This window comes from Cognatundibacterium aquatile (assembly GCF_014699135.1).
GTDB lineage: Bacteria > Pseudomonadota > Gammaproteobacteria > Burkholderiales > Burkholderiaceae_D > Undibacterium > Undibacterium aquatile.
In genome coordinates this window covers 159,726-174,764 of the sequence record NZ_JACOFT010000001.1, presented here as the reverse complement: position 1 = coordinate 174,764, position 15,039 = coordinate 159,726, and the positions used below count along the sequence as shown (strand labels likewise).

Sequence of the window (15,039 nt, the reverse complement as noted above, 5' to 3'; positions counted from 1 at the left end):
GGCAGCAACAACGGCTCGCTGCCGGTCATGGGCATGATATCGGTTGTGCGTTAAACACCCAATTTTCTGCACATTTTTTCTGTTTTTTTTAAGCAAGCTGATGTCTGTCACACCAACGCCACCCAACCCGGTTGCTGCAGAGATCACGGCAGCAGAGCTGAAAGCGCTGAAAGTCAGCCAAGCCTTGCTGAATAATTTCTCGCGCTTTCTGCCGGCAGTTTTTTTTCAGTATCAACGTTTTTCCGCCGAACGCTTTTGTTTCAATTATGCAAGCGAGGCGGTTGAACGCTTGTTTGAATTCAGTGCCGCAGAGCTGTGCGCAGACGTCAATATTCTGTTCAGAAAAGTGCATCCGGCAGATTTATCTGCATTCATGCTCAGCGTCCGCACGGCGGCTGAACATCTGCACGTCTGGACGCATGAATTCCGCATCGTTCTCAAGAATGGCGAAGAGCGCTGGATGGCGGGCGAGGCCAGCCCGGAACTGCAGGCCGATGGCAGTCTGCTCTGGCATGGCTGCTTTATGGATCAGACCCGCAGCAAACAGACTGAGCGCAGCTTAATCACAGCGGAACAACAGCGGCGACTGGTCATGCAGGCCTCGAATCAGGGTTTGTACGACATCAACCTGAACACCGGCGCCGCCACCTTCAGTCCCGAATACAGCAACATGATCGAACACTCGATCGAAGAATTTGCCAATCCGTTTGCATTCTGGGATTACTTCTGGAAGCACAGCGTGCATCCGGACGATGTTGCCGGAATAAAAGAAGCCTATCGCATCCATTTTGCTTCGAAGGGCAAAACCGATTACCACGCCGAGTTCCGACAGAAAAATCGTGCAGGCGAATGGCGCTGGATTATGTCACTCGGGGCCGCTGTCGAATGGGATGAAAATCAGCGTGCCGTGCGTATCGTCGGCACCCACATCGACATTACAGAACGCAAACGCACAGAAGAACAATTGCAGCTGAATCAGGAATTGCTGCGCTCGAATAATGTCCGTTATAAAGAATTGGCACGCGAACTGGAAATTCTGATCGCCAACGCGCCGGTGGGCATTATGTTCGTCAGCAACGGCGTCATCATCCGCGCCAATGAGGCTCTCGCCGATTTGTGCCGCTTCCCTGATGCGAAATCAATGATAGGGGTAAAAACCACTTTTCTGTACCACAACGATGAAGACTACCGCGCCTTCGGTCAGGCAGTGATACCGAATCTGGAAGCCGATGAACTGGTAGAGCTTGAATGGTATCTGCGGCGCGCCGATGGCGAGTCGTTCATGGCGCGCGTCGCTGGTCGCGCCCTGCCCGCTGAAACCTACGAAAAAGGGGCGGTCTGGATGATAGAAGATATCACCGGACAAAGAAAAACTCTGGATGCGCTGCGCGAAAGCGAAAGCCGCTTGCAGCGCATCATGAATTCCAGCCTGATCGGCATTTTGTATGGCAGTGACGGCTCCCGTCTGACGGACGTGAACCGCATGTTTTGTCAGTTGTCCGGATACTCTCGCGAACAACTACTGGCAGAGCAGTTTCTGTGGCGAGTCGTGTTGTCAGAGCAGGATCAGTATCTGGTACATCAGGCATATACAGAAATGCTCAGCACCGGTACCACGGCACCGTTCGAAGTCATGCTGCGACGTGCCGATGGTTCGGCAATACCGGTGCTGGTGGGTCTGGGTTATCTGGAAAATTCTCCGCGCGAGTGGGTCGTCTTTGTCATGGACATCAGCGAGCGCCTGCGTATCAATCAGCTCAAAACAGAATTCGTGTCGATGGTCAGCCACGAACTACGCACGCCGCTGACCTCAATTCGCGGCTCACTCGGTTTGCTGGAATCCGGCGTCGGTGGCACCTTACCTGACGCAGCCCGGCAATTGATACGGATCGCGCACAATAACAGCAAGCGCCTGGTGAATCTGGTCAACGATATTCTCGACATCGATAAACTGAACAACGGCAAAATGAATATCCGTTCTGAGCCTGTCGATCTGATCGAAATGCTGCACAATGCGATGGAAGCCAACGAAGCCTACACCAGCTCGCTGCGCGTCGGGCTGATCATGGAACAACAAGTGATGCAGGCCTGGAGTCTGGGTGACCACGACAGGCTGATGCAGGTGATGGCGAATCTGATCTCCAACGCGGCCAAATTCTCACCCGAAGGTGAAAGCGTGACCGTCAGAATTTATCAGGAACAGAGCCATTATCATATCGCCGTCAGTGATCGCGGCCCCGGCATTCCACTCGATTTTCAGACGCAATTATTTGAACCGTTTACGCAGGCCGACGGCACCAATACCCGTCGCCAGGGAGGAACCGGTTTGGGGCTGGCCATCACCAAAGCGCTGGTCGAAAAAATGCATGGCGAAATCTTTTTCCTGAGTTGCCCCGGTGAAGGCTCGACATTCTGGTTCAGCTTACCGGCGTGCGTACCGCCAGCGTCTGCCATCACCTGAAATCTGGGATTCAACGCAGCTGTGTCTGCGCCTGACTCTGACGGAATTCAGCCGGGGTCTGCGTCGTCCAGCGTCTGAACGCGCGCCGGAAACTGCGACTGTCGGAATAGCCGAGTTCTTCCGCAATACGTTCCAGACTCAGGCCGGTTTGCAGTAATTGCCGCGCCCGTCCGATGCGGATAGTTTCGGTAATCTGGAAATACGAAGTTCCTTCGCGCGCCAGCAAACGATGCAAAGAACGTTCGCTGGTTCCCAGGACAGATGCCGTCTGTGCCACGCTGTGCAATTCACACTGAAGCGCAGTCAGAGTGCGTAGCAGGCTTTGCCGTCCAAGCACACCAACCGCCGCCAGTTCCGCCTGACAAGCGTCGTGCGAAGTATGTGCCAGCAGCGCATCCGGTTGCGGCAACGCCATTTGCAACACCTGGTTGTCGATCACGATACGACTGACATCAGCACCCGCGATCACAGTGCAGGCAAAGAATTTTTCGTACGCTGTCAGACTCGCGCCGGGCTGCGAACGCAGTTCCACCCTTACCAGCGGAAAGCGGCAGCCGCACAATTGGCGCGCCGCATTGATGGCGGTAACCAGATGATCGACTTCCAGAAAATCCTGCAATTCCGCATCGTCGAATAAAGGCAAGGCAAGCAGTGCCGATTGTTGCGGCCCCGCTTCCAGTTGCAGATGCACCATAGAGCCGGCGATCAGTTGATAGTCGAGACCGAATTGCAAAGCCTGCGCCAGCGTTTCCTGCGCACGCATACCGGTGGCCATCTGACCCAGTTGCGGCAAGGCTTTACGCGTACCGGATCGCAGCCCCAGATCAGCGCCGCCACGGTGTCGCGCCTGTAACAGGCCTTCGCGTGCCTGGGTATAACTGATGCGGTTATCGTGATGCTCGGCAAAGGCGGGAAACATATCCTGCCAACGCCAATCCTGCTCACGCGCGATCGCCAGCACTCCGCTGAACGGATGAGCAGGAAATACCGCATCTTGTACCGACAAGAGTGCGGATATGGTGGGCGCAGGCTGGTTCATCTGTGATGGTCTGACAACGTGGCAGTAAATGTCCTTACTTTAACCGAAACGGCATACTAATATCACCGTACCGTACACCGGAAAAATAAAACAACAGGCCTGACACTGGCGAGGCCATCGCGTACAGCCTCATCCAAAGAGAGAGACACATGAATAATATCAGCGACTATATTGTGGTCGGCGGTGGTTCCGGCGGTTGTGCCGTGACCGGACGCCTGACTGAAGACCCGGATCTCAGCGTAACCCTACTGGAAGCCGGTGGCGGTGGCGACAGCCTGGTGGTGAATACGCCCGCTGGTGTGGTTGCCATGCTGCCAGGCAAACTGAATAACTGGGCGTTTGAAACCGTGCCACAACCCGGCCTGAATGGACGCCGTGGCTATCAGCCGCGCGGCAAAATGCTGGGTGGGTCTTCCGGTCTGAATGCAATGATTTACGTGCGTGGACACCGGCAGGATTACGATCACTGGGCAGCGCTGGGCAACACCGGCTGGTCGTATGACGAGGTTTTACCGTATTTCAAACGTTCAGAAAATAATGAAACCCATCATGACGCATACCACGGCAACGCCGGGCCGCTGCATGTCAGCGAGTTACGCACCGATAACCCGTATCAGCAATTGCTGATCGAAGCGGGCAAACAGGCGGGCTTTCGCATCAATACCGATTTCAACGGTGCCGAGCAGGAAGGCATAGGCTTGTATCAGCTGACCCAGCACAATGGCGAACGCTGGAGTGCATCGCGCGCGTATCTGCGGCCGCACATGGGCAAGCGGCCAAATCTGCGCGTGGAAACCGGCTGCTATGTCACCAGAATTCTGTTTGAAGGCAAGCGCGCCGTCGGCGTCGAAATGCTGCAAAACGGTCAGAAAAAAACCCTGCGTGCACGGCATGAAGTCTTGCTAGCAGGCGGTGCGCTGCAAACGCCGCAATTACTGATGCTGTCCGGCGTCGGCAATGCGAATGCGCTGCAAAGCATGGGAATCCCTGTAGTGCACGACCTGCCCGGCGTCGGTCAGAATTTGCAGGATCATCCGGATTTCGTGTTTAAATATCGCGCGAAAAGCCTTGATCTACTTGGCGTTTCCGCCGCTGGCAGCCTGCGTCTGCTGCGCGAACTGGGGCGTTACCGTTCGCAACGACGCGGCATGCTGACCTCGAACGGTGCCGAAGGCGGCGGTTTTCTTAAAACCGATCCGTCTTTGTCTGCGCCAGATATTCAATTGCATTTCGTCATGGCGATGCTCGACGACCACGCGCGCAAATTGCATCTCGGTCATGGCTACTCGTGCCACGTCTGCCTGTTACGCCCGAAAAGCATAGGCGAAGTCACGTTAGCCAGCCCCGATCCTATGGCAACGCCACTGATCAACCCGCGTTTCCTGGAGCATCCCGACGACATGGAAGTCATGCTGAAAGGCTTTAAGCTGACCCGCAAACTGATGGATGTGCCCGCACTGGCGAATGCCCGCAGCAGCGATTATCAGACCGCCAATGTGCATACCGATGATGACATCCGCGCCGTCATCCGCCAGACCGCCGACACCGTCTATCACCCTATCGGCACCTGCAAAATGGGTAACGACAACATGGCGGTGGTTGATCCGGAGTTAAAAGTCATCGGCCTGCACGGTCTACGCATTGTCGATGCATCGATCATGCCTACCCTGCTGGGCGGTAACACCAATGCACCGACCATGATGATAGGTGAGAAAGCAGCCGACATGATTAAGGACGGACTGCGCGCCTGACCATCACCAGAAACCACTTAACAACGCATAGCGGTAACCCAGCATGTTTGCGCTGCCCCGCTCACTTCCCTGTCGTGCTGGATGGAACCCGCTGGCACGACAGCGGCCAAATTACGCAGCCCCGCTACGACAGGCATGCGGCACGATTGACTAGCCAGCGCAGTGCGATATTCAAATAAAGCTGAATTGCATGTCTATGAAAATCAATGCCAATGGTCACGATGGTATTCGTGGTGGGTTCTGGTGATGCATTAATGATATGCTTGTGCATGACTTCTCCCTCTTGATTGGATCATGATGTTGACTGGAATTTCCGTCTTTGCACTACTTCGGCAAACCGTAAAGGTGATGCCATTTTCTTGGGACGGGGAAGTCCCTTTCTTTCGTTAGGCTTATTTTCGGGAGATGCTGTGAATTATTGTCGATCAATTGCAATCCTTCTTGCCAGCGCATCGCTATGGGCACTCGCCAGTGACGCTGCTAGCGTCAACATGAATAGATGCAAGCTGTCTGACGGGCGGATTGAATTTACTGATCAGCCATGTCCATCAGATGCGTCCTCTGCATCTATCGAAAGCAATGCATCCCCTCACCCAACACAGCAGAAGCACTTGAAGGCAAAGAATGGAATAGCACTCAGCGGATTACCTCCCGAAGATCGAATGACGTCCTGTGAACCAAGCATCGCGATTGCCGCAGCAGAAGAAATTGTCAGCAATCCTTCTAACCTGAAAGAACCTTTGCAATTATTTCCCCCTGCTTTCGCCTTTTTCCAGAATGGAAAGAAAGACGATGGGGTGTTTTGGTTTTATGCGGCACAGCTGCGTGTTCGTCAGCAGATGATTTTAGAAAATGGCGATCGGGGTCAACTCTTAGCAATCACGCAAATGACCATGGGAGGCCCCATCAATAACTATGCCTTCCAGAACACTTCAAACCTCAATCAGATTTTGGACAGGGTATTGAAATGGGACAAAGACACCCCGAATCCATTTCGTGAAAAAGCTAGGACACAAAAGCTAGATAAACAAATGGACCAGGTTTATGCTGGACTGGACGAACTTAAATCCAAACTTATTAATGAAAAAAACTCTTTGGAAGCTGCGGCACGACAGGCTGCATCTGGAGTTGAGCAAATGAATGCCCAAATGATTAGCCAGCGTTGTCGCAAAGGACAACCTGATCCCGCCTACGATAATCAAACAAAGAAAACAGAAGAACAACTTGCTTTGGATTACATAACACATAATGAACAGGTGATTAAATTAGCAGGGGGAGCAGTGAAGACATATCCTGCTGCATCTACAACCTATAGCAATGACAGAAACAAGGGTAGATATGATTTTTCTATCTCAGGCTCAAAAAGCTTTTATGCCATTGTTGACGTTAATCGAAGTTCTGGGAAACCAGAGTTCAGACTTGCCTGTGTGACGACACTATCCATGGGGTATCGTGAGGCGGGTAAAGATGCTTGCTCACAATCCACAATAGCGTTGCCAAAATGACGCAACCTAACACTGCATTCGAGAGGGACTGCGCAAAAGCGCGCTGCCCCTCAATTTGAACGTTAGGCGTCATGAGCATCACTCTTTCGGAAGCTTGGGTGAAGAAGACCCCGGTCACCGCTGCAGTGCAAGTAAATGGTGCGCTCAGTGTCAGCTTCTCATATTGGCAAATTTTTGGTGCTCGTAATGTCGAAAGCATCGCTGATGCCATGCACCAGCTCAGAGGCGTGCCAGTACGCTCAAGAGCGTCGGCTGGCACGAAGTTAATTCATGTGGCGGTGGTTTCTGCTTTGCCGCACGTGAAGCCATGTTCTCAACACAGAGAATTTTTCAGGTTCCGGGGGCTAGTGACCTCCCAACAATTCCGTCGAGGGACCGCCTACAAGCGACGCTTGTGGATGGCATAGCTGCTTGCGGGGAGATGTCATCTAAGCTGCCCAAAAGTTCAGAATTAGATGAACAACATTCAGAGTTAATTAAATTTCGACACACAGTCAGCCGCAAAATAATTTTGCTTGCGGACATCATTCCGCCGATTATTATTGCTATTTATTGCTATTATTATCATTTAATCAGGATACTCCCCCTCTGATTAAATGAAATCGCTCTATTATCAGTATATTTAAAGGACGTGTGAAACATACTCCACCCAGTATATTTCACACCTATTTTGTTGTTTCTGCTATCAGGATCACTATGTCATCTCGTTCTGCTGCAATCCCCTTCTCACTTACCCCGGTTTTGCGCGCGCTGGTTCTGGGCGGTGCCATCCTGTTCACGACGCCTGCGGTACTTGCCGATGCGCTGCCAAAAGGCGTGAGCCAGATCACCAGCGTCGAAGGTCTGACCGAATACCGCCTGCCGAATGGCTTGCGGGTCTTGCTGATGCCGGATGCGACCAAACCGACCGTCACCGTCAACATGACTTATCTGGTTGGCTCGCGTCATGAAAATTATGGCGAAACCGGGATGGCGCATTTGCTCGAACATCTGTTATTCAAAGGCACGCCGACGAATCCGAAAATCGACGATGAATTCAACAAGCGCGGCATGCGCTCGAACGGCACGACCTCGCTCGACCGCACCAATTATTTTGAACTGTTCAAAGCCGATGACGACAATCTGAAATGGGCGCTGACGATGGAAGCCGACCGCATGGTCAATTCCTTTATCGCGAAAAAAGATCTCGATACCGAAATGAGCGTCGTGCGTAACGAATATGAACGCGGCGAAAATTCACCCGGCAATGTCTTGCAAAAACGCATGCAAAGCGTTGCCTATGACTGGCACAACTACGGCAATTCCACGATAGGCAATCGCAGCGATATCGAAAACGTCAAGATAGAAAACCTGCAGGCGTTTTATCGCATGTACTACCAGCCGGATAATGCCGTACTGCTGGTCGCCGGTAAATTCGATACCGATAAAGTGTTGCAATGGATCAGCGCTGCTTTCGGCAAAATCGCTAAACCAACGCGTACACTGCCGCAATTCTGGACTACCGAACCAACGCAGGATGGCGAACGCAGTTTCGTCGTGCGCCGCAGCGGTGATATTCAGATCGTCTTGCTCGGCTATAAAGTCCCAGCCAGTCTGCATAGCGACCGCAACGACCTTAGTTTTGCGGGTAGTATTCTGACCAGCGCCCCGCATGGCCGTCTGCATAAACAACTGGTGGAAACCGGCAAAGTGGTGCAGGTATTTTCCGGCGGTTCCGGGGCGGTAGCGCCAGGCCTGATGACGATAGGTGCGATAGTCAAAAAAGGCGAATCCGTCGATGCCGCCAAAGAGGCTCTGCTGGCAGGAATCGAGGATTTTAAAAATAATCCGCCGACCAAAGAAGAAATCGACAGGATCAAACGCGATACGGCCAATGCGTTTGAAAAAATGCTGAACAACCACGAAGCCATCGGTATCAGTATGTCGGAATTCGTCGCCATAGGCGACTGGCGCTATCTGTTCAAAGTGCGTGATTCAGTTGATGCGATCACAGCCGAGCGCGTCGCTGCTGCCGCAAAACATTATCTGGTGCGCGATAACCGCACCATCGGCATGTTCATTCCCGAAGACAAGCCACAACGCGCCGAGATTCCGGTAGCGCCGGACATGGCCGAGGTCATGAAAGACTTCAAACCCAAGCCATCCACGCTGAGTGGTGAGGCGTTTGATTCTTCTCCGGCGAATATTGATCAGCGCACGCAAGTTGGCAAAGCCGGTAATCTGCAAATCGCTCTGCTGCCCAAGAAAACACGCGGCGAAACCGTGAATGTCGCGCTGAACCTGCATTGGGGCGATGAAACCAGCCTGCGTGGCAAAGCCATCGTCAGCGGCATCACCGCTGGCTTGCTAGGCACGGGCACCAGCAAATACAGCCGCGCCCAGCTCTCTGATGAAATGTCCAAACTCAAAATGAGCGGCGGCATCTTTTCATTCCAGACCACCAAAGCCAATCTGCCTGGGGCACTGGCGCTGGTAGCGCATGTGCTGCGTGAAGCAAGTTTCCCGGAAAATGAATTTACTCAGGCCAAAGAACGTGGTCTGGTGGGTCTGGAAGCTTCGCGCAAAGAGCCTGGCAGCATACTCTCGCGTGAGATGTCGCAGTATTTCAATCCGTATCCGAAAGGCGATTATCGCGAAGCAAAAACACTCGATGAGGCCATCGCTGATTTCAAGGCAGTGAAACTCGATGATGTGAAAGCCTATTACAAAGAATTCTACGGTGCGTCCAAAGGCGAGTTGTCGGTGGTCGGTGATTTCGATGCCGGCAGTACCAAAGCCGTGATCGCACAGATGTTTGATGGCTGGGTCAGCAAAGCACCGTACACCCGCATGGTCAGCAAACGTCTGGATCCACCGGCGATACGCAAAGTGTTCAACACACCGGACAAGGAAAATGCGGTTTACAGCAGCAAAATGACGCTGGCTTTGCGCGAGGATGATGCTGATTATCCAGCGCTGAGTATCGCCAACTATATCTTCGGCGGCGCCGGTCTGAATTCACGTCTGATGGAGCGCATACGCCAGAAAGATGGTTTATCGTATGGCGGCGGTTCCAGCCTGAGTGCGGGCGATATCGACCCGGTCGGCAGTTTCGGCATCAGCGCCACGGCAGCGCCGCAGAATATGGAAAAACTGGAAAAGGCGATACAGGAAGAACTCAGCAAAGCACTGAAAGACGGTTTCACTGCGGAAGAACTCGCTAAAGCAAAATCCGGCATACTGCAAAAGCGTCAGCAAAGTCGCACCAGCGACGCTGGTATCGCCGGTGGCTGGAATCACTATCTGTACCGTCAGCGTAACTGGTCTTACTCGCAGGCGATGGATGACAAAATCCAGGCGCTGACGCTGGAACAGGTGAACGCGGCATTCCGTCGCTATATCGATCCGTCAAAAATCAGCACGTTTATTGCGCTGGATGAGGTCAAGGCAAAAGCACCTGCGAAGTAAGCTGCAACAATAAAAAATCCCGGTACAGACCACCATTGTCTGTACCGGGATTTTTTTTAAACTGTGACGATGGCGTTCAGGCAGCCAGACGCTATCGTTGTCGCTATCTTTGTCGCTATCAGCCTTGTTTCAGCCTTTCCAGCTGCGCTGCAAACCAGTGTCGGTATGTATCCAGCCACCGTTTGCCGTTGCACGATAATAAAAGCCGACGCCGCCCTGACGGAAGCTGCTGATCAGACCGCCCAGCACTTCTTCATGCAACTGTGAAATGCGGATGTCGGCCGCCTTGCCATCCATGTGCAAGGATTTACGCGCAGCCGGCACACCCTGTTCTATCAGGCGCTTATTCGATTCCGGTGTGCGGTAGCCAGATAAAATTTCCAGCGGCTTGGTCATGCCGAAGCGCGCGATATAGGCTTGTGTTGCCCAAAGCGTTTCAAGTAATTTCGGGTCCATCGGTGCCGATTTTTTGCCATTCACATCGCGCAGTAAGTGACACAATTCCTGATACGCGGAATCAATCATCTCGCCGTCTTTCCAGTACAGTAATTTGCTGCGTTCGCCGGATTGCGGCCGCACCAGATCGAGGGTGCGCGGCTTGACCCAGAAATCCAGATCGAGTGCCTGTGAATCGAATAAATCCGGCGGCGGTGCTAATTGCGTCGATTTTCCAGCGTTGCTGTCATTGCCGTTTGCGAAGGCCGTTTCACGAAATAAACCAAGTGTGGTCAGAACTAAACTACTTTTGAGTATGTGGCGGCGGGTTGTCATGAGCCTGATAAATCCGTTGGTGAAGTTCTTATACAGATAGTGTACTTCTCTGGCTGACAGATGTGAATCTATCTGTAAAATTTACCGTTGATAATCCTGATTCTGCATTCTGTCGCAAACAGCTGATGCGCTCCGGAGTTTTCAGATTACACTTCATCCTGTTGCAAAATTGATCCGACTAAATAGGCGACGAAAGCAGCACCGGAAACGCTGGTGCGCAGCGTCAAGCCGTCACGCCAGCGGGTAGTTTTGCGTATGTCCTGTGTACGACCTATTACTGATCACATTCATATCATGCTCAAATCTATCACCTGGACCAGCCTGTTCATCCTGATGCTCGCCGGATGCGACATCCAGATTGACGGCAAACATATCAGCAACGGCAAAACCATCAACGGCGGTAAAGCCATCACCGAAAAACGAACGCTGACCGCCTTTACCAGTATAGAAAACCGCAGTTTTCTCGATCTCGTGATTACATCCGGACAACCGGAACTGGAAATCACCGCCGATGAAAAATTGCTGCCGGACATAGAAACCGTGGTCGAAAACCAGCGCCTGATCATCCGCAAAAAAAATGTGACGGTCACGATAGGCGGCAGCCCGCAAGGGAATATCCGCATCAGTGCCAATCAGCTGCAACAATTGCTGCAATCTGGCAGCGGCGATATCGAGCTGAACAATATCCAGGCAGAGAAATTTGAACTGACGCAAACTTCATCCGGCGACATCAAAGTCAGCGGGCAAATCAAACAACTCGATCTCAGCGTCAGCGGCAGCGGCGACATCGATCTGCGGCAATTACAGTTAGGCAGCGCCAACGTCAATATGCGCAGTTCCGGCGATGTCAGAATGCATCAGTTGACCGGTGCCCTCGTTGCCGAAGTGCATGGCAACGGCAGCCTGAAAGTCGATGCGATGCAAAATGCCTCCGCCAACATTCACCGCAACAGTTCCGGCGACATCAGTCTGCACGGTGATATGCAACAGTTGCAGGTTGATGCGTCCGGCTCCGGTGATCTCGATATCGACAGCTCGCAATTAGCGCTGGCAAATATCCAGCTCAATGGCTCCGGCGATCTGGCCTTGCATGGTCATATTGCAGTGCTCAATCTCAATCTGCGTGGTTCCGGCGAAGTCAAAGCCAGCCAGCTCAGCGCCGATGATGTACGCATCGAAAGCCATGGCAGCGGCGACCTGCGCATTAACAACATACGCCAAAGTCTGAAGGCAGACCTGTCAGGCTCCGGCAATCTGCATACCTCGCTGGAAAATGCGACGCTCGCTGAGCTGATTATGTCGCGCAGCGGTGATGTCACTATTGATGGCACGGCAAAAAAACTGACCGCCAGACTCAGCGGTACAGGTGATCTGCGCGCGCAGGACTTATTACTCGATACCGCCAGCGTCAAAGTTACCGGCAATTGCGAAGCACAGGTGAATGTCAAAAAAGCGGGCGGCTCACGCGTAGTGAAGGTAGATCGCAACGGCGTTGTCAGCTGATTTTTATAACGAAGATACTGACGCAGAAATGAAAAAGCCTGATCGTGTCAGATCAGGCTTTTTTTACGCCACATTGCAAGCTCAACGTACAAGCTCAACGCTTTACAATCCGGTATTCATGTTGCACCACCAGACGGCTGGTGGCAATCAGACTATTCAAGCCCAGTATCAGTTGCATCAGCACCTGCCCCGGCACCAGCCAGATCTGCCCACGCGGGGGCGACACTTGTGTCACGGCAGTCAGTACCGGTGTCACCCACGCTGCATCCGGCGTCACATCGAGCAAAATATCGCCGTCACTATTGGTGTGCAGATACACTTCGCCACCGTGCAATAAGGTAAAACACACGCCATAACCGGCCTGTGGATTTTTACCCGCGAGTTGCTGCAATTCGCGATCATACAAATCCAGCCAGGCCTCGACATCATTGACCGATTCCAGTGAAATCCATGGCAGATCAGGATAATTTTTTTCTGTGGATAAAGCCTTCAATGTCATGCCTTACTTTTTTTGTGCGGTTGCTGAAACTGCGGTGGACGCGGTAACGGTTGTGGCTGTCGTTGCGGATGAAACGTTCAGCGCACCGATTTCAGGCTTCATCTGACGTACCTGCAAACCACGTTGCCTGAGCAAATCCGTAATACTGTTTTTACCGGTAATGTGCCCGGCACCGACCACGATCATCACTTTTTTTCCCGCGCTCATCAAGGCCACGATCTGATCTGCCATCGCGGGGTTGCGGTCATCAAGCAAGAGCTTCATGATCTTGCGCGAACCGGCATCTTTATTCGCCGTTTCTTCCAGTATCGTCGCCAACGCCTCGGCATCACCGGCTTTCCATGCCTGCACCATCAGAGCCGTATCGCGCACGGCATCGCCATTGCTGAGGCTGTGTAAAGTCTGCGACAGCATCGCATCGCCATCTTCATCACTCAAGCCGCCCAGCATACGCGCCTGAAATTCCAGACTTTCTAATTCCACCAGTTGCTTGCCGTCTTTCTTTGCCCTTTTGATGAAGTGCAGGTCGATGCCCTGCGCCGGATCATAGCCTTGCTGCGCCACCACGCCTATCATCAGGCCAGTCGCCACCATCGCCGGTTTGAGGCTCTGAAACTGCGCGGCGGAAGCCCCCAACAACTTCTGCATGCTTTCCCAGGTCGCTTTCTGCAGATGATTTTCCAGTTTGTCCGGCGCGGCATAAGACAGCAAAGGAATCAACTTACGACTGAATTGCGGGTCGCTGGCGTCCACCTCCACCGCCAGCGTATCGGCTTGTTGATACGCGTTTTGTACTGCGGCAGGCAAAGGATAAAAGCTGGCTTTGGCGAGGTGAAATGAACCAAATAAATACGCGGTATTCATCGCCGATTTCACTTCCCACATAATGCCATTAGCGGGCGTGTCATCTGCAGCCAGGGCGAGACCGTGGGTGGCAATCAGCGCGGTAACGACCACCGATGCGACCCGCTTCAATCCCTGATTCAACAACAAAAAATTCATCATCATTTTCCCATTAAAAAATGTCGGTAAAGTGCACCTCAACTGACGCACCTGCTATCTCTTTTCCTGTCGCGGGCAGAATGTGCCACTAAGGAAACAATAACTCAGCACATAAACACACTGCATTGAACAATACATGGTACGCGATTGCGCTGCGCAAACCCTGTCGCAATCGCAGATAGCCAAGCAATGCACCACCAAATAGTTGTGAGCTCACGGCAAAGACCAGCCAATAATCACGACCATTTGTAGAATATAAATTGGAAATGTGCACCAGGCCAAAACTGATGGCGTACATCCAGAAAACATAGGGATAACGTCGGATAAATGCGCGGCTACGCACAAAACGAATGCTGACAGCAGAGGCGGTATATCGCAAACGTATCACATCCGCAGCGGCAATGCTCAGCAATATACCAGCCATGATCAGGGCAAGCATTTTGTCCGCATTCAGCAATGCTATCAGCACAGGGGCAACAAACAAGCTGTACTTTACCTGCCGTAAACCAGCTCTGAAAGCCAACTCTTCGCCCAAAGGTGCAATCAAGACGGCGATCACCCATTGGGAGATTTTTGTTGCGTCGCTCTTTACGGACTCCTCAAGACCAGCCCAATGATATAGCGCTGCGTCGATTGGTAAAGTCACGATAACGATAAAGCAGAAATTCAGCGCCAGCATCAACGCGATGCGCCGCCATCCTTGTCTGAGTGTCAGTACCTTTGCATGTCCGCGCACGGGCTTACGCAAAAAGGCGATCAGTTCACGCAGTTCGCGACGCCAGTCAAAATCGGCAGAACTTATTGCCTGCTCATTGGTATGCGCTATTGTTTGCTTCACCGCCAGACCAGGTAGGCCAACGCTGCCATTACTGGCGAGAATCATTTCTGGAGCCTGATGATCGCCAGAACCGGCGGGGCTTGTATTTTCAGTTAACACTTGCGACATAGCGCCCTTTAAAAAATGCTGCGCACATCATTGCGCTGAAGCATTCTCTTTTTTTGTTTTATTTTAGTCAACAAAATTCAAGGCATTTGTCCGGCATTTTTCTGCATCAGCAACG

The 15,039-nt window shown here is 52.4% G+C and carries 11 protein-coding genes; 5 read left to right on the top strand and 6 right to left on the bottom strand.

Going from position 1 to position 15,039, the window contains the following annotated elements; all coding sequences use genetic code 11:
• The first annotated feature begins 100 nt into the window (after positions 1-100).
• Positions 101-2,461, top strand: coding sequence for a PAS domain-containing sensor histidine kinase (locus tag H8K26_RS00785; protein WP_190476639.1), 2,361 nt, complete (start codon positions 101-103; stop codon positions 2,459-2,461).
• 10 nt (positions 2,462-2,471) lie between these two features.
• Here H8K26_RS00785 and H8K26_RS00780 read toward each other — a convergent pair whose 3' ends face one another.
• Complete coding sequence (locus H8K26_RS00780) at positions 2,472-3,500, bottom strand: AraC family transcriptional regulator ligand-binding domain-containing protein (RefSeq protein ID WP_190476637.1); 1,029 nt, start codon at positions 3,498-3,500, stop codon at positions 2,472-2,474.
• 149 nt (positions 3,501-3,649) lie between these two features.
• On the opposite strand from H8K26_RS00780, the gene H8K26_RS00775 reads away from it, so the two are divergent.
• Positions 3,650-5,251 carry a GMC family oxidoreductase gene (locus tag H8K26_RS00775; protein ID WP_190476635.1) on the top strand — a complete coding sequence of 534 codons (1,602 nt, stop codon included), beginning with the start codon at positions 3,650-3,652 and terminating at the stop codon, positions 5,249-5,251.
• Positions 5,252-5,375: 124 nt separating this feature from the next.
• On the opposite strand, the gene H8K26_RS00770 is transcribed toward H8K26_RS00775, so the two are convergent.
• A complete protein-coding gene (locus H8K26_RS00770; protein ID WP_190476632.1) occupies positions 5,376-5,522 on the bottom strand; it encodes a hypothetical protein in 147 nt (48 codons plus the stop codon).
• A 16-nt stretch (positions 5,523-5,538) separates the two neighbouring features.
• Between H8K26_RS00770 and H8K26_RS00765 the strand changes: the two genes are divergently transcribed.
• Together H8K26_RS00765 and H8K26_RS00760 are read left to right on the top strand one after the other, a co-directional pair.
• Complete coding sequence (locus tag H8K26_RS00765) at positions 5,539-6,756, top strand: DUF4124 domain-containing protein (RefSeq protein WP_190476630.1); 1,218 nt, start codon at positions 5,539-5,541, stop codon at positions 6,754-6,756.
• 696 nt (positions 6,757-7,452) lie between these two features.
• Entirely contained in the window at positions 7,453-10,203 is a 2,751-nt protein-coding gene (locus tag H8K26_RS00760; protein ID WP_190476629.1) for a M16 family metallopeptidase, read from the top strand.
• A gap of 129 nt (positions 10,204-10,332) precedes the next feature.
• Here the strand turns inward: H8K26_RS00760 and H8K26_RS00755 are convergent, their stop codons facing one another.
• Complete coding sequence (locus H8K26_RS00755) at positions 10,333-10,974, bottom strand: YcbK family protein (protein ID WP_190476627.1); 642 nt, start codon at positions 10,972-10,974, stop codon at positions 10,333-10,335.
• Between the two features lie 294 nt (positions 10,975-11,268).
• On the opposite strand from H8K26_RS00755, the gene H8K26_RS00750 reads away from it, so the two are divergent.
• A complete protein-coding gene (locus tag H8K26_RS00750) occupies positions 11,269-12,477 on the top strand; it encodes a GIN domain-containing protein (protein ID WP_190476625.1) in 1,209 nt (402 codons plus the stop codon).
• 94 nt (positions 12,478-12,571) lie between these two features.
• On the opposite strand, the gene H8K26_RS00745 is transcribed toward H8K26_RS00750, so the two are convergent.
• The 3 genes from H8K26_RS00745 to H8K26_RS00735 all read right to left on the bottom strand — a co-directional run bounded on the left by H8K26_RS00745 (position 12,572) and on the right by H8K26_RS00735 (position 14,924).
• Positions 12,572-12,976, bottom strand: a complete 405-nt coding sequence (locus tag H8K26_RS00745; protein ID WP_190476623.1) for a hypothetical protein — start codon at positions 12,974-12,976, stop codon at positions 12,572-12,574.
• A gap of 3 nt (positions 12,977-12,979) precedes the next feature.
• Positions 12,980-13,984 carry a TraB/GumN family protein gene (locus H8K26_RS00740; RefSeq protein ID WP_190476621.1) on the bottom strand — a complete coding sequence of 335 codons (1,005 nt, stop codon included), beginning with the start codon at positions 13,982-13,984 and terminating at the stop codon, positions 12,980-12,982.
• Between the two features lie 82 nt (positions 13,985-14,066).
• Positions 14,067-14,924 carry a CPBP family glutamic-type intramembrane protease gene (locus H8K26_RS00735; RefSeq protein WP_190476618.1) on the bottom strand — a complete coding sequence of 286 codons (858 nt, stop codon included), beginning with the start codon at positions 14,922-14,924 and terminating at the stop codon, positions 14,067-14,069.
• Positions 14,925-15,039 lie beyond the last annotated feature (115 nt).